Source organism: Clostridium kluyveri, assembly GCF_001902295.1.
Lineage (GTDB): Bacteria > Bacillota > Clostridia > Clostridiales > Clostridiaceae > Clostridium_B > Clostridium_B kluyveri_B.
The window spans coordinates 1960549-1979950 of sequence record NZ_CP018335.1 but is presented as its reverse complement, the minus strand read 5'-3'; the positions used below and the strand labels follow the sequence as shown (position 1 = coordinate 1979950).

Sequence of the window (19402 nt, the reverse complement as noted above, 5' to 3'; positions counted from 1 at the left end):
CTCCTATATATTTGAGGCTTTTACTTCTACAACTTGTTCAAATATACCTCTCTTTATTTCAGTTGCCGTCATATTTTTTGCATTAAATTTTTCAGTCATGTAGTTACAAGCATCCCAAGGATTAATTCTATCTCCACAAGTAAACACATCCACAGCAGCATAGCCAAGTTCAGGCCAGGTGTGAATAGTTAGATGGGATTCAGATATTATAACTACCCCGCTTATGCCCTGAGGGCTGAATCTATGAAATGCAACTTCCCTTACTTCTGCTCCTGCCTTTAAAGCTGAATCTACCATTATCTTCTCTATAAAGTCTTTATTATTCAATATTTCGCCATCGCATCCATAAATCTCTGCTAAAATATGTCTCCCTAATTCATTCATCTTTCACATTTACCCCCTTTGAAAAAAATATAACAATTAAATTTTATCAAAAATAATAGAAAAGTCAATATATAATGCTAATATTAAAAATTTACTTTTAAAATCTCTATTTTTTTAAAGATTTCTCTGATTTCCTATGTATATCATATAAAAATATAGTATTTACTTAAATTTAAGTAAATATATTTGTAAAATAACCTATATTTTATCTTTGGGTATTAAATTTTAAATGGTAAATGTGAAAATTTTCCAGAATAAATATCAAATTTCATCTACTTCTTTTATACTTAAAGCTATTTTTTCACTTTCCTTATTTACTTCTAAAATTTTAGCCTTTATTTCCTGTCCTATTTCCAGTGCATCTGAAGGTTTATCTATTCTCTTATGACTTATTTGGGATATGTGTACTAATGCATCCACTCCCGGTTCCAATTCTATAAATGCACCAAAATTAGCAAATCTAACTACTTTTCCTAGAACTACATTTCCAACTGGATATTTTATATCCACATTATTCCATGGATCCTCCATAAGTTTCTTTAGAGACAGAGATAACTTTTTCTTTTCTCTATTTACATCCAATATATAAACTTGAATTTTATCACCTATCTTCAGCACATCTCCTGGTTTATTAACTCTTCCCCAGGACAGTTCAGATACATGAAGAAGTCCATCAACCCCCTGCACATCAACAAATGCACCAAAATCAGTTAATCTTCTAACTTCTCCTTCTACCACCATATCTTTTTCAAGCCTGTTCCAAGTTTCCTCTTCCCTTTTTTCTCTTTCAATTCTTAAAATTTCCCTTCTTGAAGCTACTACTCTAGTTCCTTTTCTCTCTTGTTTAAACTCAATTATATTAACTTCCAATTCCTTATCTACATACTGAGAAAGATCATTTACATGATATAGTTCCACATGGGAGGCTGGTATAAAAACTCTAGCTCCTTTATAATTGGCTACTAATCCTCCATTTACATCTTCTTTTACTGTAACTTTTAAAGATGTATCATTTATATTTGCATCTTCCAATTCCTTATAAGCATTTTCTCTATCTAATTCCAATTTGGATAATACCACATATCCATCTTCATTTTGCCTTCTTACTACTTTAACATCTAATTCATCTCCAATATGAATTAGTTCCTCTAAATTGTTATCCTCTTCCTTTGTTATTTCAGATTTTGGAAGTATGCCATCTGATTTATATCCTATATTTAAAAAAGCCTCTTTAGAATTCACAGATATTACTATACCTTTAATTTTTTCCCCTAATATTATCTGGGTATCATTTTTGTCCATATAAGATAATTGTTCATTTAACTCTAAATTTTTGTCATCACTCATTTTTAAAACTGCCTCCTTTATTATCCAATTGGGTGTTGAAGCTCCTGCTGTAACACCTATAGTTTTAATTTTATTAGTCTTAATTATATTATCAGGTATTTCTCCTGAATTTTCAACATGAATTGTATTATTACAATTACTTTTACATATTTCATAAAGCTTGGTGGTATTAGAACTATTTTTACCCCCTATTACTACCATCATATCTACTTTTTTTGATATGCATTCTGCGGCTTTCTGACGGAACTCTGTGGCACTGCATATAGTATTAAATGCAATAAACTCCCTGCACTTTTTAGCTACTATATTCAACACCTTTTCCCAATTAGACTGTTTTTCTGTAGTTTGTGAAACTATACATATTTTTAAAGGTAACTTATCTAAATCGACACCATTCTTTGATATAATGCCAGTATTTTCACACCATCCATTTATACCTAATACCTCTGGATGGTTAATATCACCTACTATCAATATACTATACCCTAATTTATAGTATTTTTCCACTTTTTTCTGTATGTTAGAAACATAAGGACAGGTAGCATTCACCACATTAATCTTTTTACTTTCTAAAAGAGCCAATATGTCTTTTGCTACACCGTGAGAACGTATTACAACTACATCATCTTCTTTGAGACTATATATATCATCTAATTCTATAGGATATATACCTTTTTTCTTCAAATTATTTACTACATCACTATTATGAATTAAAGGACCTAAAGTATATATCTTCTTTTTGAATTTTTCTCTGGCACTTATAGCCTCGGTAACAGCTCTCTCCACCCCAAAACAAAATCCAGACTTATCTGCTAATATAATATTCATACTATTCACCTTTAGTTATGTTCTTTAATGTAATTTCTTATGTAACCTGAAATAATTTCTACCACCTGGTAAATAGAAAGTCCAGATGAATTTATCTCTATAGCATCTTCTGCTTTTACAAAGGGTGAAGATTCCCTATGGGAATCTATATAATCTCTTTTAATTATCTCATCCAATATCTCATTATACTCCACATCTATACTTTTCTTCTTTAATTCCAAATATCTTCTTTTTGCCCTTTCACTGGCACTAGCTGTAAGAAAAAACTTCAAAGGTGCATTTTTTAAAACTACAGTACCTATATCCCTTCCATCCATAATCACATTAAATTTTCCTGCCATATCTTGCTGCGATTTTACAAGTAACTTTCTAAGCTTAAAAATAGCAGCATAATTAGATACATTATTACTTACATCAGGATGCTTTATACCCTCTGTTAAATCTTCACCATTTACAATAAGTCTATCTTCTTCAAAATGCATTTTAAGTGATTTTACAATTTCACATACCCTATCTACATCCTTGTAACATACTCTTTCTCTCATACATAAAAGTGCAGCAGCTCTGTACATAGATCCTGTATTTATATACATAAGATTAAATTTATGGGCTATAATATTTGCTATAGTACTTTTACCTGCAGCTGCAGGTCCATCAATTGCTACAGATATATTCAAAATGTCATTCCGCCTTTCTCTGCTCAAGAAACATATCCAAATTTACATGAGAAATCTTACTCATATTAAAATCCTACTTATATATTCTATAAAAAAACATAAAATCCTTTATTTATATTATCATTGATTTAATTAAATTTATAATACATTTTTAATTTTACTTCCTGCTAAAAATCCAGTAGACAATGCAATCTGCATATTAAATCCTCCTGTATTTGCATCTACATCTATTATCTCCCCTGCAAAATATAAATTCGAAACTATTTTAGACTTCATGGTAGAAGAGTCTATTTCCTTAACACTCACTCCTCCAGATGTAACTATAGCTTCTTCTATGGGTCTAAGCCCTTTTATGTGCATAGTAAAATTTTGTAATAATCCAGCTAAATTCTGTCTCTCTTCTTTAGTTATAGAATTGCATTTTTTATCTAATTTTATGTTACATAAATCTAAAATTATGTCAATAAGTTTTTTAGGAAGTAACCCTCCTAAAGAATTTTTAAAACTTTTATTTGAATAACTTAAAAATTCTCTCTGCAATCTTCTATCCAATTCCTGAAACTCAAGAGCAGGTTTTAAATTTATAACTGCCCTTAAATTTCTATTATTTTTTACTACCCTGCTGGAACTCAAAACAACAGGTCCTGAAATTCCAAAATGGGTAAAAAGCATTTCTCCAAATTCCCTATATAAGATATTATTATTAGAATCCACTATACTTAATTCTATATTTTTTAAAGAAAGTCCCTGCAATATTTTTATCCAATCCTCTGCAATTTCTATAGGAACAAGGGCCGGTGTAATTTTTGTTATGGTATGCCCTAGACTTTCAGCCATTTTATATCCTTCTCCAGTAGAACCCGTTTGTGGATAGGACATGCCACCTGTGCAGAGTATAAATAACTCTCCTTCTATAAGTGAATTATCTTCAAGTTGGACTGCTTTTATAAAGTTATCCTTGCAAATAAATTTTTTAATTTTAGAATTAAACCTTATCATTACATTTTTCTTTATCAATTCTTTTTCCATAGCTTTAATTAAATCAGAGGATTTATCAGACTGTGGGAAAACCCTTCCTCCTCTTTCAACTTTTAAATTTACCCCTAAATCGTCAAAAAATTCAAAAGTATTCTTATTTGTAAAAGAATAAAGTGAACTATACAGGAAATGAGAATTTACAGGAATATGATCAAAAAATTCACTTATATCCTTTGAATTGGTTATATTACACCTTCCCTTTCCAGATATGAACATCTTTTTACCAAGCTTTTCATTTTTTTCAACCAAGATAGTGTCAAATCCTCTATTTGCAGCAGTTATTGCTGCCATCATTCCAGATGGACCTCCTCCAATTACTATCACCTTTGACATTAATTCATACACCTTATTTCCAACTAATTTTGATCCTTTAATGAATATACTTGATATTCTTGCCATATAGTTTCAAGATCTGAAAAAGTAGAGGAAATTTTTTCCTTTTCTTGTAATCCAACAGCGATAATAAGTGCATTAATTACACTTAATGGAGCTACTAGTGAATCCACAAAAGAAGTCATATTACTTTGAGCAATCAAGGTATAATCTGCTCTGGCTGCCAGAGGAGATAAAAGGCTGTCCGTAATAGCTACTACCCTAGCATTTCTGCTTTTGGCAAAAGCCAGAGCTTCAATAGTTCTCACAGCATATCTAGGAGATCCTATGCCTATTACCAGATCGTCACTGGTTAAATTTATCATTTGTTCAAAAATATCACTTATTCCATATCCTACAACTTTTACATTGTCTAATATCAAATTCAAATAAAAGCCCAGAAAATCTGCAATAGCAGTGGAACTTCTAAGTCCTATTATATATATCTTATCTGCCTTAAATATACTGTTTACTACATCATCAAAAGTCTTATGATTTATTTTTTCAAGAGTAGCTCTTATATTTTCCATATCAGATTTTAGAACACTTTTCAGTGGACTTTCCTGACTTACAAAATCATTTGATAATTCAATTCTCTGTACCGTAGTAAGTTTATTTTTTATAAGTTCCTGAAGAGATTTCTGCAGCTTAGGATATCCTGAAAATCCAAGTTCATTTGCAAATCTAACTACAGTTGATTCACTTACTCCTACATTTACCCCTAATTTTGCAGCTGTCATAAAGGCAGCTTTGTCATAATGTTTCAAAATATATTCAGCTATTAATTTTTGACCTTTACTCAATCTTGGAAATTTAATTTGAATTGTTCTTATTAAGTCCTGATTGTTAGTGCTTTCCATTTACTTCATTCCTTTCTCTCCATCCATGTCAACTTTGCAATATTTGTTTCATTTTAACATCTATTGAGTAAATTATCAATATAATATTCAATTGTTTATTCAATTAACTATTTAATCATGTTTATAAATATTTATTACACTTTTATTATCTTTCTCGCATATTCCAAAAGTAAAACCATAACCATTTAAATTTTTATTCAAAAAATCCACAATTTTATACATATCTTCATAGTCACTAAATTCTTTTGATGAAATTAATTTTAACTCATTCTTCATAATAACTTTCCACCTTTTATATATTGTATTTCTTTTTCACTTAAATATCTCCACGCTCCCTCCTTAAGATTGCCTAGTTTTATATCTCCTATGGCAATTCTCATTAAAGTTATTACAGGATGGCCTATGGCATCACACATTTTTCTAACCTGTCTGTTTCTTCCTTCATGTATTTCTATTTTTACTTTTGAACTTTCCTTATTTGAACTAATAAAATCAAATTTTGCCTCAGCTGTTATATATCCTCCTATATCTATGCCATTTTCAAATCGTTTTATTTCCTCATTAGAAGGTATTCCTTTTATTGCAGCAATATATATCTTAGATTTATTACTCCCTGGATGAGCTATATTATTATATACTTCCCCGTCATTGGTAAGTATTATGGCTCCTGATGTGTTATAGTCAAGCCTTCCTATGGGATAGACCCTTTCATTTACCTTTACTATATCAAGAAGTGTTTTGCGTCCCCTATCATCTTTAACAGAAGATATATATCCTCTCGGCTTATTTAATAATATATACACCTTTTTATTTTCTTTCTTTATTATTTTATTATCTACTAGAATTTCATCTCTCTCATCATCAATTGTTGTTCCCAGTTTACTTATAACTGCTCCATTTACTTTTACTCTTCCCTCAGATATTATATGTTCACATTTTCTTCTTGACGCTACCCCGCAGGCAGCCATGTATTTATGTAATCTTTCTATCATATTATCATCCTACTCGTATATTAAATATATTATAGTATACTTAAATAATAAAATTAATCCTCAGTCATACATTGAGGATTAATTTTATTATTCTACTTCCTGTATACTTATTTGTCTTATATGTTTAGTGTGATTCCATTCTTTGTTATTCTTGTCCAATATTCCTTGTATTGTTATCGGTATCCATGTTAAAGTATATATACCATAGAGCAGATACCATATAAATATTCTAAGAGAATTTTTACCTCCTAATAAGGATATGCCTATTACAAATATCAAAAGATATAAAATACTTCCAGATACCGTCTCTAATAGAGTAGGTGAATCAAACACCAGCGCGAGTACTACTATATTGAAGGAATATAGAACAAATATAGAAAACATCTTCTTTGACAGTTTATTTTCTAACATCATTATAAAGGGGGTTACTAGAAATTGAACTATACTAAATGCTTTCCATAATATAGGTATAAAATATATATTTATAACAAATATATTTAAACCATGGGTATTCTGTAGAATAGTTATAAAAGCTGAAAGCCCTATTAACAAGGTGACAAAAGGCTGTACAGTATATATGGCACAGTCAAGTGCAGTGAGATTTTTATCTCTTAGTGCCTTTTTTATAAGTTTAAAGAAAAACCTTGAGGCAACATCAGTAAATCCTTTCATCCATCTTTTTCTTTGATGCCAGGATTGTTTTAGTGTTAAAGGCTTTTCATCATATACTACAGCATTATGAGCCCATCCTACCTTATATCCATTTAGTACTAATTTACAGGTAAATTCTAAATCTTCAGTCAAACAAGTAGCACCCCATCCAAGCTGCTTTAGTATCTCCGTATTCATACAAAAGCCTGTGCCTCCGATTTGATTTGATAATCCAAGATTTGACCTAGAAAGTTGAAAAAGCCTGTTGGCGGTCCAAAAAGAAATTGAATAAGAACCTGTTATCCATGAATCATTGGGATTTTTACTATCTATGTAACCTTGAACAACTTTATATCCTTGACATAGTTTATAATTCATTTCTATTAAAAAATTTTTTGAAACCAAATTATCCGCATCAAAAACAGCTATAGAATCATATTGTTTATCCATCTTAAATATTTTATTGAACATCCATTCCAGTGCATATCCCTTTCCCTTTTTATCCGGAACTTTTCTTTCAAATACATTTACATTATATTTTCTTGCTATAGATGCTGTATCATCATCACAATTATCCGCAATAACAAAAATATCATACATATCTTTGGGATAGTCAATATCTTTTAGACTCTCTATTATTTTTGCAATAACCATCTCTTCATTATGAGCTGCTACTAAAAGTGCAAAAGTATTTTTAGGCATACATTTTTCTGCACCATTATCTCTTCTTTTATAGAGTCCAAATAAAGAAAGTATTAGGTAATACATTGTGATTGTAAAAATCGATATTTGAAAAATAGCTGTAAAATTAAAAATAAACTCTTTCATCACAAAAATCCTTCCTTATAATATATTTATTCTATTATACTGAAACAAATATACATAAAATACCGTATATCATGATACCACAGATTTTTACTTATGTGGTATATGTCGAAATATTCTGACTAACAAAACTTATATATTTTTTCTTTTCATGCTAAAGTAATTTTATATAAATCCTCTCTTCTATGCTCAAATACAGGTATAGATTTTCTTACTTCATATATATATTCCAAATCTATCTCCGATAATAGTATTCCCTCTTTTTCATCTAATATATTTAATATCTTCCCCCAGGGATCTACTATAAGAGAATTTCCATAGGCAACATAAGAATAATTTATATTTCTTGCTGGTGATATTCCTACGGTATATAGTTGATTTTCTACTGCAGCACTTCTAAATAACAGTTCCCAATGAGATGGTCCTGTAGTTGTATTAAAAGAAGCTGGAATAAATATGATTTTTGCCCCTTGAAGTGCCATAAGCCTCATAAGTTCAGGAAATCTTACATCATAACATATAGCTACACCTATTTTTCCCCACTTTGTATCTATTACAGTAACTTTGTCTCCTGGAGTTAAAACATCTGACTCCTTAAATGTTATTTTACCTTTTATATCTATATCAAATAAATGCATTTTTCTATGCTTCCCTATTAATTCTCCTTTATCATTAAATACAAAAGAAGCATTATATATATTTCCTTTATCATCAATTTCAGGTATGGAGCCTCCAACTATATATATTCCCATCTCTTTAGCCGCAGAGGACAACATGCTTAAAGTTTCTCCCTTGCAATTATCCTTTTCTGCATATTCTCTAAAATACTTAATATTATAGTAACAATTAAACATTTCCGGTAATGCTACTATGTCAGCTCCTTTATTTGCAGCCTTCCGTATATATTCCTTTGCTCTTTTTACATTGTCACTTTTTGAAGACTTCAAAACCATCATTTGACACAAACCTATTTTCATAATAAAACACCCTCTTTTAATTACCTCACGTATTGTTTTAAGCATTTGAAACCTTACAATTAATTACTATATACCCTTAATTATAGTTTATTATTGTGGACTATTCAACGATAGATAAAAATTTAATATTTAAGATACAATTTACTAATCCATTAAAAAGCTAATACTTCACATTATAGAAAATTCCACCCAAATAAGAATTACTTAGTGCTATAAGACTATTGATTAAAAATACTGTACATTATATAATTTTAATATTGTCATTTAAGTTAAAAATAATTAAACTATTATGAATAGGAGATCATTTAATGAAACAACATGCCCTTTCCAGAACCGAACTACTGTTTGGAAAAGAAGCTTTAAAAAAATTAAAACACAGTACTATAGTACTATTTGGTTTAGGTGGTGTAGGAAGTTTTACCCTTGAAGCTCTGGTAAGAGGAGGTATAGGTCATATTGTCATAGTAGATGATGATACTGTTTGTCTAACAAATATAAACAGACAGATACATGCCAACTTCCATACAATAGGTAAATATAAAGCAGATGTTTTAAAAGATAGAATTTTAGATATAAATCCCAATTGTAAGGTGGAATCTTATAAAATATTTGCAGATGAAAGTAATATAGATGCCATTATACCTCCTTCCACGGATTATGTAATAGATGCCATTGATACAGTATCTTCAAAAATATCCCTTATAGTATGGTGTAAAAATCATAATATAAATATAATTAGTTGTATGGGGACTGGAAATAAACTAGATCCTACTAAATTTAAGATATCTGACATTTATGATACAAAAATATGTCCCCTAGCTAAAGTAATGAGACATGAACTCAAAAAACGAAAAATAAAAAACTTAAAGGTATTGTATTCCGAGGAAATACCTAAAAAACCAAAAATAGAAGAAGTCATAACCTGCAAGGAAGGCTGTGTATGCACTGGTGGCTCAAAAAAATGCCTGTCAAAACGTCAAATACCCTCTAGCAATTCCTTTGTTCCTCCCGTGGCAGGAATGATAATAGCAGGTGAGGTAATTAAAGATATACTGTCATTGAATTAATTTTTATCTTTAGAAAAGAACCTACCCAAACGCTAAAATCAGCTAATCCCCACCTTTGAAAAAGCTGGGGGATTAGCTGATTTTAGCACCTTCTGGGCCTAAGAATTACTTTATTTAGGATAATTAAGATTTTTTTCACCAATATTATCCAGCACATTCTCTAAATATTTTTTTGCTAAATATTTAGCCATAGGTAAGTTCATATCAAGATAATTTCCACAATCTTTTGGCAGTGCACCTGGAATTTCACCCTCATATTCTGCAATAAATTGAAACATCTCTTTAACTAACCCTATAATTTCCCTTGATTCAAATCCTCTATCACTTCCTAATAATAAATATAATCCTGTTCTACAGCCCATAGGACCAAAATAAACTATCTTACTGCCATACTCGCTGTGATTTCTTAAAAAGGTTGCTCCCAAATGCTCAATAGTATGAAGTTCAGCAGTATTCATTACTGGTTCAAAATTTGGTCTTGTCATCCTAATATCAAAGGTAGTTATTATTGCTCCATTAATATTATCCTGCCTTGAAACATATACCCCAGGCAATAGTTCCAAGTGATTAATTGTAAAACTAGTGATTTTCTCCATGTTTTCTCTCCATTCCATTTTTATTATTATAATTTTTATTGTTTACTATTTCATCTTTAGTTTTTTGCACTTTTTTATAATTATAGTATATATTTTTATATTTTTCTATGCTACTTGTTTACTTTAACTTTAAATTTACATAATATATATAATGTAAATTTTTTTAGTTTCAAAATCCCATAAGTTTAAGTGGAGAAAAGCATTTCCCTACAGCAAACTCCTCCTGAACCTAAGAATCATTTGATTTTTTATTCCAAAACAAACAGGATACAAATACCCCTATTATAATTACTCCAAATATAGTTTCAAGCATAACCAATATCCTAACAACCATAGAATTAGGCAAAATATCTCCATAACCTAATGTAGTCATAGTAACAGCACTAAAATACATAAAATTCCATATTGGATATTTGAAATTTCCATTTATTATAGCTCTCAGTACCAAAGGACTATCATCTAAAAAAGATATGGAGTTTTCTATAAGCTTTGGAAAATAAAAATTTAGAGGATAATAAAAATATTCCTTCCTAAAAATTTCATTATAAAGTAAGGTATAATTATTTATCCAAACATATTTGCTGTCTACTTTTTCAAATTTGTTCTTATCACTTTTTTTATAGCTCTTAAAATCCTTATATTTTTCCTCCTCATTTATCTTGTAAAAACATATTTTTAACTTATTACTATTAAATTTACTACTCACTTTATCTTCTCCTAAGTCTTCTATACTTATATGGGTAATACCTTGACTTTGAAATAAAAGATAATAATAATTAGCCCAATTTTCTCCTAATATTTTATCAAAGGCGAATATGTTTGCAGAAAATGAGGATCCAGGAGCTTCTAATTTTGCAATAGGTCTTTTATATTCATTAGAGGATATTAAATATTTTACCATGTCTTTAAATTCCTTATTATATATGGGGATATTCAAACTCTTTCTAAAGGCTTCTACCTTTGTATTCATGTTCACATCATTTTGGAATATAAAAAATTCTCCCTGGGAATCATTGGCTATGTCCCAGTAAATAAATCCAAAAGAAAATAATATGCTCACATAAAGCAATGCTAACATAAGTAAAATAGTCTTTTTCTCAAGCTTATGTAAATTAATAAACCACCTCATAAATGTAACCTCTATATTAATAAAATAGATATATCTATTTATACTTTTACAAAGAGGTTATTATCACATTTATTTATTATAATAAAAAGAAATCTACTTAAATTACAGCAGATTTCTTTTACTTGATTTAAATATATTTTTAATATATAAATTACTCTTCCTCTATAATTTCATATAGTGTATTTAATCCTGCTTCTAATTCTTCTTTTGGAATAATAAGAGGTGGTAATAATCTCACTACATTTGGTCCTGCGGTTAATACAAGAAGACCTTTTTGGAGAGCTTTCTTTTGTACCTTGGATGCTTCCCCTTCAATTTCTATTCCTATCATAAGTCCCATTCCACGAACTTCTAATATGTTCTTTTTATTTTTACTTTTAAAATACTCCTTAATAAATTCCCCTTTTTCACTTACTTCCTCTAAAAAAGAATCCTCACTTATTATGTTCAATACTTCTAGGGCACCTGCTGCACAAACAGGATTTCCTCCAAAAGTAGAGCCATGATCTCCATATTCAAAGGTATTGTTCAATTTTTCATTACAGAGCACAGCACCTATAGGTAATCCTCCTCCAAGACCTTTTGCAGTGGATATAATATCTGGACAAACACCATAATTATTAAAACCATAGATCTTTCCTGTTCTTCCTATACCACATTGAATTTCGTCACATATAACCAAGATATCTTCCTTCTCTGCTATTTCAAAAACCTTATGAATAAATTCTTCACTTAGTGGATTTATTCCTCCTTCTCCCTGAATAGGTTCTATCATAATAGCACAAATTGATGAATCTATGGATTTTTCTAATTCTTCTACATTGGCCTCTGCATATTTAAAACCTTCAGTAAAGGGGTAAAAATATTTATGAAGCTTTTCCTGTCCTCCTGCTTTTAATGTAGTTATAGTTCTTCCATGAAAACTCTTTTTCAATGTAAGTATAGTATTTCTAGCCTTTCCATGTTTATCAAAACTATACTTTCTTGCTAATTTTATGGCTCCTTCATTAGCTTCTGCACCAGAATTACAAAAAAACACTTTAGTCATATTTGAAATTTCAGTAAATTTTTTGGCTAGTTCCAATACAGGAATATTCAAAAATATATTAGAAGTATGAACTACTTTTTCCAGTTGGGCTTCTACAGCTTTAATCCAGTTCTTATTTCCATAGCCTAGAGACATTACGCCAATACCTGATGTAAAATCCAGATATTCCTTATTATCCGTATCAAATAACTTACACCCTTCTCCGTGAGTGAATACCACAGGAAGATGGTTATAAGTATTCATAAGATATTCTTTTGCATAATTTAAATAATCCAAATTAATCTCCTCCTAATAAATCATAGTTCCTATACCTTCTTTTGAAAATAATTCCACAAGAAGACAATGAGGTACTCTACCGTCAATAATGTGTGCACTCTTAACTCCCGACTTAATGGCCTCAACACAACAATTAATTTTTGGCAACATCCCTCCTTTTATAATATTATCTTCATACAGAGCTTTAATATCCTTTAACCTTAATTCTGAAATTAAAGTGGAGTTATCATCTATGTCCCTCATAACTCCAGGTACGTCTGTAAGAAGTATTAAATTTTGTGCTTTTAGAGCTGCCGCAATTTTAAAGGTACATGTATCTGCATTTATATTATAGGTTTCGTTATCATCCCCAAGAGCTATACTGCTTATTACAGGAATATATCCATTATCTATAGAACTTATAATGATTTCAGTATTTATATCTGTTATCTCTCCTACTTTTCCCAAATCTACGCCTTTGGAGATTTTTTCAGCTTTTATCATAGCTCCATCTATTCCACAAAGTCCAAGGGCTTTTCCACCATAACTTTGAATTAATTTTACCAGATCTTTATTTACCTTTCCACTAAGTACCATCTGAACTACATCCATAGTTTCTTCATCTGTATATCTTAATCCATCTATAAAAATACTTTCCTTGTTTAACTTTTTTAAATAAGAAGAAATAAATGGACCTCCTCCATGAACAACTACTAAATTTATTCCCACACATTTCATAAGTACTAAATCATTTATAACATATTTTTTAAGCTGTTCATCCAACATAGCACTGCCACCATACTTAACAACTATTGTTTTTCCTCTGTATTTTTGAATATATGGCAGTGATTCCGCTAATATTTTTGCCACCTCATTATAATTCAATTCCTCCCGTACCTCCCTTAAGACATATAGCTTCCATTAATCTTTACATAATCATAAGTTAAATCACATCCCCAGCAGCATACACTGTAATTCCCAGAGTTAAAATTTAAAACTATGCCTACTGTATTTTCTGAAAGTATGTCTACAGATTTTTCAATTGAAAAATCTACAGGATTACCATTTTTAAATACCAATATACTCCCCTTTGAACTTTCCATGGATACTTCCAGTTTATTTATATCAAAGTCCACTCCAGAATATCCAATAGCATCTAATATTCTGCCCCAATTGGCATTTCGTCCAAATAAAGCAGTTTTTACAAGACTTGAACATATTACAGATTTACCTAGAATTTCACCTTCCTTTTCTCCAGGTACATTCATAACCGTGCATTCTATTAATTTAGTAGCACCCTCTCCATCTTTTGCAATCATTTTAGCCAATTCTATATTTAACTTCTTTAATGCCTCTAAAAATGTGTTATAATCTTCATTTTCCTCATCTATAATGGAATTTTCAGCTAATCCATTGGCCATGACAAGTACCATATCATTTGTAGAGGTATCTCCATCTACAGAGATCCTATTATAGCTTACTTTTACACTTTCTTTTAATGCCTTGTCTAAAAGGTTGGCATCTATATTTATATCTGTGGTAATAAAAGAAAGCATAGTTGCCATATTAGGATGTATCATTCCAGAACCCTTAGCCATAGCTCCAATTACTACAGTTTTTCCTCCAAGTTCCAGGGTTACAGCCAATGTCTTTTTAAAGGTATCTGTGGTAAGTATAGCCCTTGCTGCATCCTTTCCACCATTTTTATTTAACTTTTTAGCAAGTCGTGGAATGGCTTCTTTTATGGCACCAATATTTAATTTTACCCCTATAATTCCTGTGGAAGCTACAAGTACATTATCCTCTTCAATTTGTAATTCTTCCCCTGTATATTTACACATTTCTTTTGCATGATTTATTCCATCTTCCCCTGTACAGGTATTGGCATTTCCGCTATTTATAATTATGGCTTGAGCCTTCTTATTTTCTAAATGATCTTTAGTTACTAAAAGAGGTGCCCCCTTAACTATGTTTTTAGTGTATACCCCTGCTGAATTACAAAGTTTAGTTGACATTACAAGAGCTAAATCCTGCAAATTATTCTTCTTAAGGCCACAGCTAATTCCTGAAGCTGTAAAACCTTTAGGAGAGGTAATTCCTCCTTCTATAATTTCTAAATTCATCTTAAATGTCCTCCTTAAAATTTAATTAAAAAACAGCTGGCAGGGCAGTAAGTCCTTCTTTTTCATCAAAACCTAATACAATATTCATATTTTGAATTGCCTGTCCTGCTGCTCCTTTTATCATATTATCTAAACATGATATGATTATAAGTTTATTATTTTCGCTGTCATAATGTATAGAAATACAGCAATAATTAGAAAGTCTTACATTGTTTATCTTAGATACTTCCCCTAGAGGAAGAATTCTTACAAAAGGTTCCTCTTTATAGAATTCACAATATTTCTGGTGTATTTTTTCTATATCTATTGGACCCTTAGGGGTTGTATATATGGTAGACAAAATACCCCTGTTTATTGGAATTAAATGTGGAATAAAAGTAAGCTTTACCTCCTCTTTTGATACACTATTTAAATTTTCCTCTATTTCTGGAGTATGCCTGTGATTTGCGACCTTATAAGCACTAAAACTCTCATTACAATTTACAAAATGACTACTTTCACTAAGAGTTTTCCCTGCACCAGTTAATCCTGATTTACAATCTGCAATTATACCTTTTTCTTCTATTAATCCTTCAGAAATAAGGGGTAAAACACCAATTTGAACAGAAGTGGCATAACATCCTGGATTTCCTATAATTCGGGATTTTTTTATATATTCTCTATTTAGCTCTGGAAGTCCATACACAGAACTTTCATGCAACTTTGGTGTAATAAAATTTTTACCATACCATTTTTTATATGAAGATTCATTTTTAAATCTAAAATCTGCACCCATATCTATACATATTTTATCTTTGGCCACTGCCTTTTCTACAATAGGTTCACTTACTCCGCTAGGCAGAGCTAAAAAAATCAAATCACTTCTTTTTATAACCTCATCATCCTTTTCACATACAAGTTCTTTCAAATCATAAAAACCTGGATATAGGCTATTAATAGATTTACCTTCATAACTTGTAGATGATATCCCTGATATTTTTATTTTGTTATGATTTGATAAGAGCCTTATTAATTCTGCTCCTACATAACCTGTTCCCCCAACAACGCCTACTTGTACCAAATTAATTTACCTCCTTTTAGATCATAATTGCCTATAAAAATATAATAACTACATATTTTTTAAATATGTAGTTATTATATGACTTTATAAATAAATATGCAATATTTTTTTATAAAAATTAATTTAATATTTTTTTATAAGTGCTTGAAAAATTCATATAAAAAAGCATTTTTCTTGAGCAAACTCCTATTAACCTTAGAATTACTTCATTATAAATATACAATAATAAAAAAATAAAAGTTTTTATAAATGTACAAAAACTTTTATATCACAAATATAATTATCACTAATTTACTATTTATTACCTATAAATACATTATTCCATTTTGTATATATGTTAAACAAGCTCACTATATCCTGCTCATTGTATAATAATATCTTTTCTTTTTTTACCTGGGGCATTCTATTTATATACTCGCTATCTTTAATTATTTTACTAAAGGTTTTAGCTAAATTTGAGCCGCTTATAACTTTATCCTCTCTTGTAATTCCAAATTCTTTTTCCAATGCTTTAAGTCCTATAGATTTATGGATTTCTTTTTCATACTGTTTTTGCAGATCTACACTTATAAAATAATCTTCTATATTATTAAATTCCATATTGTATTTTTCAAAAAGATAATTTATAACTGTGAAATCATTATTTCCCGAAAAGGTTACTATATACTTTTTATTCTCTCTAATCATATTTTCAAAGTATTCTTTTGCCAGCTGCAGTATTAATTTTGCATCTTTTTTATTTTCTATCATATACTGTGTCACTTTTAACACTTCATTTTCATGGTCATAAAAACAGCATCCAAACACCCCTATACATATAGGTTTTTTGTATATATAATGCTCTAAATCAAAAAATATAGCATCTCTAAAAATACACCTGCTTTTCTCTATCTTCAATGAATTTTCTACTATAGGTCTTTCAACATCTACATTGTTAAGTCTCTCTATCACATTACCACTCTTTTCCAATTCCTTTTAGCCACACAGTTTCATATACTATTATGATATATAAGATTCAGATTTCCTTTATACAAGAAGCTCCAAGCTTATATATCATATCTTTCCTCTCAACTACTATTTTTACCCTACTGCTTACCTCAGGGTCTTCTAACACCTTTCTCACCAGTTCTCTGGTTGGATTTACACAAACTGGATTTTTCACCATCTTCATCATAGAAAAATCACCTAAAGTATCCCCATAAGCATAACTTTTATCTAAATCTATACTATATTTTTCAGTTAACATCTTTATGGCTTTTTCTTTGCTAGTGCTATCCCACATAGGAACTACCTCTCCTGTATATATATTATCCTCATTTCTTATATATACAGCTCCTACATAATCGTCAAATCCATATTTAATTGCCATTTCTCTAACTAGCTCTACAGGACTTCCAGATACAGTTACTACTATGTGTTTATTTTCTTTATGCCATTTTAGCATATCTCTGGTATAAGAATATACCCTATCTCCTTTCTGAGCCACTACAGTTTTAGCTATAAATTCTATTTGAGATCTATGGAGTCCTTTTATAGCTTCTATATATATATTTGCCATTTTCAGAAGATAGTTGTCGTAGTTACCCTTTCTTTTATCCCATCTTTCATATTCAGGTTTTACTTCCTTATACCATCTTTCTCCAGGTATTATTTCATATTTTACTAATTTTTTAAAAACTTCCGTTATAAGACCTTCTCTATATAAAGTACCGTCAATATCAAAAAAAGCTGCAATACTCATATTCCATTCTCCTTATATATTATTAAAATTAAAATACACAATATTACTATCTTATATGTTATGTAAGTTAGTTTTGCAACTCCAATAAAAAATATTAAATATATTTTTTAAAAAGTCCTGATAATAAAATCAAGACTTTTTAATTACATAATCCATTATATCCTCGATAGAAACGGTACCCTTCACCACATTTTTATCGTCTATTACAGGAATGGCTACTATATTATTTTCTCTAATTCTTTTTGCCACAGTCATAATATCCTCTTCACTTTTAGCCACAACTACATCCTTTGTCATTGCCCAATCCACAGGACAGGTATCATAATGACCTTCCTCCATCAAAAATCTATATATATCCGCCTTTACTATCATGCCCGTCAGTTGTCCATCTTCATCAACTATAGGTGCCCCATTTACATTATGAACATCCATCATATCTAAAGCTTTACACAGACTGTCTTCTTTTTTCAACTTTACAATATTTGATTTCATTATTTCCTGAACCATAACAACACCCCTCCTTTTTAATTATACAATGTTTTTTTTTAAAAGTCTAAAAATTTTCCAAAAGTTAAATATATTATTAATTTGAATTAAACATTTATCAATAACTGCCATTTATGATATTATCAAATTTTTCTACGTCCTTTTCCCCTTTTATCAGATAATCTATAATTTGTGATGCAACTTTTTTAGATATTTTTTCAAATTGTATATTTAAATCTACATTATTTTTCTTTAAAAGAATTTTTAAATATCTTTTTTGTTTTTCTGTAATACAATTTTCTCTCACCAGTAACTTATCATTTCTTACTTTAAAAGCAAATTCGTGTATTTTAGGCAGATTTAAAACATCTTCATAATTATGAAGCATTATGGTATATTTTATATCCTCAGTATTAGATTTTAAAAATTCTCTATATAAATCTACACTGATTCCCCCATCTATTTTATCTCTCCTATTTATACCCAAATATTTTTCCACAGTCTTTAAGTTACACCTTTCCATACCCAGCTGCTTGTAATAAGGTCTTATGAGTCTATATAAATCTACATGATATTTAGGAAACTCAAAGTATATGTTATTCCGGTGCATTCTCTCTTTTACAAAAGGCTCATCAAAGGCTATTCCATTATAAGAACACCATTTATCATATTTTAATATATCCATGCCAAAATTATATAATACTTCACTTTCATCCTGTAGAGTATCTGCAAAATACTGTTTTATTGACAATTTATTTTTATCAATAAACCTCCCAAGAGATATAAGTATTATATTATCACATTCTCTATCGAAACCAGTCGTTTCTATATCAAAATAGGCTATATTTCCCATGTCACAACTCAAAAATGCATTACCTTCTACATTTACCAGACGATCATATTCTTTAATTTCCATAATATGTGTTACTTTAACGTAACTTCTCCT

The 19402-nt window shown here is 29.8% G+C and carries 20 protein-coding genes; 1 reads left to right on the top strand and 19 read right to left on the bottom strand.

What is annotated here, in order from left to right:
* Positions 1 to 3: 3 nt before the first annotated feature.
* The 9 genes from speD to BS101_RS09565 form a co-directional block, all read right to left on the bottom strand.
* Positions 4 to 384 (bottom strand): adenosylmethionine decarboxylase, encoded by a 381-nt coding sequence (gene speD, locus BS101_RS09605; RefSeq protein ID WP_073538621.1) that lies wholly within the window; start codon positions 382 to 384, stop codon positions 4 to 6.
* A gap of 261 nt (positions 385 to 645) precedes the next feature.
* Positions 646 to 2559, bottom strand: a complete 1914-nt coding sequence (locus BS101_RS09600) for a bifunctional 4-hydroxy-3-methylbut-2-enyl diphosphate reductase/30S ribosomal protein S1 (RefSeq protein WP_073538620.1) — start codon at positions 2557 to 2559, stop codon at positions 646 to 648.
* Between the two features lie 11 nt (positions 2560 to 2570).
* Positions 2571 to 3236, bottom strand: a complete 666-nt coding sequence (gene cmk, locus BS101_RS09595) for a (d)CMP kinase (RefSeq protein WP_073538619.1) — start codon at positions 3234 to 3236, stop codon at positions 2571 to 2573.
* Positions 3237 to 3374: 138 nt separating this feature from the next.
* Positions 3375 to 4607 (bottom strand): NAD(P)/FAD-dependent oxidoreductase, encoded by a 1233-nt coding sequence (locus BS101_RS09590; protein ID WP_073538618.1) that lies wholly within the window; start codon positions 4605 to 4607, stop codon positions 3375 to 3377.
* A 23-nt stretch (positions 4608 to 4630) separates the two neighbouring features.
* Positions 4631 to 5506: a MurR/RpiR family transcriptional regulator gene (locus BS101_RS09585; RefSeq protein WP_073538617.1), complete on the bottom strand. Its 876-nt coding sequence runs from the start codon at positions 5504 to 5506 to the stop codon at positions 4631 to 4633.
* Positions 5507 to 5617: 111 nt separating this feature from the next.
* Entirely contained in the window at positions 5618 to 5782 is a 165-nt protein-coding gene (locus tag BS101_RS09580) for a YpmA family protein (protein ID WP_073538616.1), read from the bottom strand.
* On the bottom strand, positions 5779 to 6498 hold the full coding sequence (locus tag BS101_RS09575; RefSeq protein ID WP_073538615.1) for a pseudouridine synthase: 720 nt from the start codon (positions 6496 to 6498) through the stop codon (positions 5779 to 5781). Before BS101_RS09575 ends, BS101_RS09580 begins: the two co-directional genes overlap by 4 nt.
* Before the next feature lie 87 nt (positions 6499 to 6585).
* Positions 6586 to 7977 carry a glycosyltransferase family 2 protein gene (locus tag BS101_RS09570; protein WP_073541225.1) on the bottom strand — a complete coding sequence of 464 codons (1392 nt, stop codon included), beginning with the start codon at positions 7975 to 7977 and terminating at the stop codon, positions 6586 to 6588.
* Between the two features lie 146 nt (positions 7978 to 8123).
* The gene (locus BS101_RS09565) at positions 8124 to 8951 is read right to left on the bottom strand and encodes a carbon-nitrogen hydrolase family protein (protein ID WP_073538614.1); all 828 of its coding nucleotides are present in this window, start codon (positions 8949 to 8951) and stop codon (positions 8124 to 8126) included.
* Positions 8952 to 9259: 308 nt separating this feature from the next.
* Here BS101_RS09565 and BS101_RS09560 point away from each other — a divergent pair, with 308 nt between their 5' ends.
* Positions 9260 to 10018: a tRNA threonylcarbamoyladenosine dehydratase gene (locus BS101_RS09560; protein WP_073538613.1), complete on the top strand. Its 759-nt coding sequence runs from the start codon at positions 9260 to 9262 to the stop codon at positions 10016 to 10018.
* 110 nt (positions 10019 to 10128) lie between these two features.
* On the opposite strand, the gene BS101_RS09555 is transcribed toward BS101_RS09560, so the two are convergent.
* From BS101_RS09555 to BS101_RS09510, 10 genes are all read right to left on the bottom strand, one after another.
* Positions 10129 to 10614: an S-ribosylhomocysteine lyase gene (locus BS101_RS09555; RefSeq protein WP_073538612.1), complete on the bottom strand. Its 486-nt coding sequence runs from the start codon at positions 10612 to 10614 to the stop codon at positions 10129 to 10131.
* 229 nt (positions 10615 to 10843) lie between these two features.
* Complete coding sequence (locus BS101_RS09550; protein WP_073538611.1) at positions 10844 to 11743, bottom strand: potassium channel family protein; 900 nt, start codon at positions 11741 to 11743, stop codon at positions 10844 to 10846.
* Positions 11744 to 11894: 151 nt separating this feature from the next.
* Positions 11895 to 13067 carry an aspartate aminotransferase family protein gene (locus tag BS101_RS09545; RefSeq protein WP_073538610.1) on the bottom strand — a complete coding sequence of 391 codons (1173 nt, stop codon included), beginning with the start codon at positions 13065 to 13067 and terminating at the stop codon, positions 11895 to 11897.
* 12 nt (positions 13068 to 13079) lie between these two features.
* Positions 13080 to 13931: an acetylglutamate kinase gene (gene argB, locus BS101_RS09540; RefSeq protein ID WP_073538609.1), complete on the bottom strand. Its 852-nt coding sequence runs from the start codon at positions 13929 to 13931 to the stop codon at positions 13080 to 13082.
* A 17-nt stretch (positions 13932 to 13948) separates the two neighbouring features.
* Positions 13949 to 15169 carry a bifunctional glutamate N-acetyltransferase/amino-acid acetyltransferase ArgJ gene (gene argJ, locus BS101_RS09535; RefSeq protein WP_073538608.1) on the bottom strand — a complete coding sequence of 407 codons (1221 nt, stop codon included), beginning with the start codon at positions 15167 to 15169 and terminating at the stop codon, positions 13949 to 13951.
* A gap of 25 nt (positions 15170 to 15194) precedes the next feature.
* Positions 15195 to 16229, bottom strand: a complete 1035-nt coding sequence (gene argC, locus BS101_RS09530) for an N-acetyl-gamma-glutamyl-phosphate reductase (protein ID WP_073538607.1) — start codon at positions 16227 to 16229, stop codon at positions 15195 to 15197.
* A gap of 294 nt (positions 16230 to 16523) precedes the next feature.
* The gene (locus tag BS101_RS09525) at positions 16524 to 17180 is read right to left on the bottom strand and encodes a ribonuclease H-like domain-containing protein (protein WP_073538606.1); all 657 of its coding nucleotides are present in this window, start codon (positions 17178 to 17180) and stop codon (positions 16524 to 16526) included.
* Between the two features lie 64 nt (positions 17181 to 17244).
* Positions 17245 to 17970 (bottom strand): HAD-IB family hydrolase, encoded by a 726-nt coding sequence (locus tag BS101_RS09520; protein WP_073538605.1) that lies wholly within the window; start codon positions 17968 to 17970, stop codon positions 17245 to 17247.
* Positions 17971 to 18099: 129 nt separating this feature from the next.
* Positions 18100 to 18477, bottom strand: coding sequence for a CBS domain-containing protein (locus BS101_RS09515; protein WP_073538604.1), 378 nt, complete (start codon positions 18475 to 18477; stop codon positions 18100 to 18102).
* Between the two features lie 97 nt (positions 18478 to 18574).
* Positions 18575 to 19372 (bottom strand): ribonuclease H-like domain-containing protein, encoded by a 798-nt coding sequence (locus BS101_RS09510; protein WP_073538603.1) that lies wholly within the window; start codon positions 19370 to 19372, stop codon positions 18575 to 18577.
* Positions 19373 to 19402 lie beyond the last annotated feature (30 nt).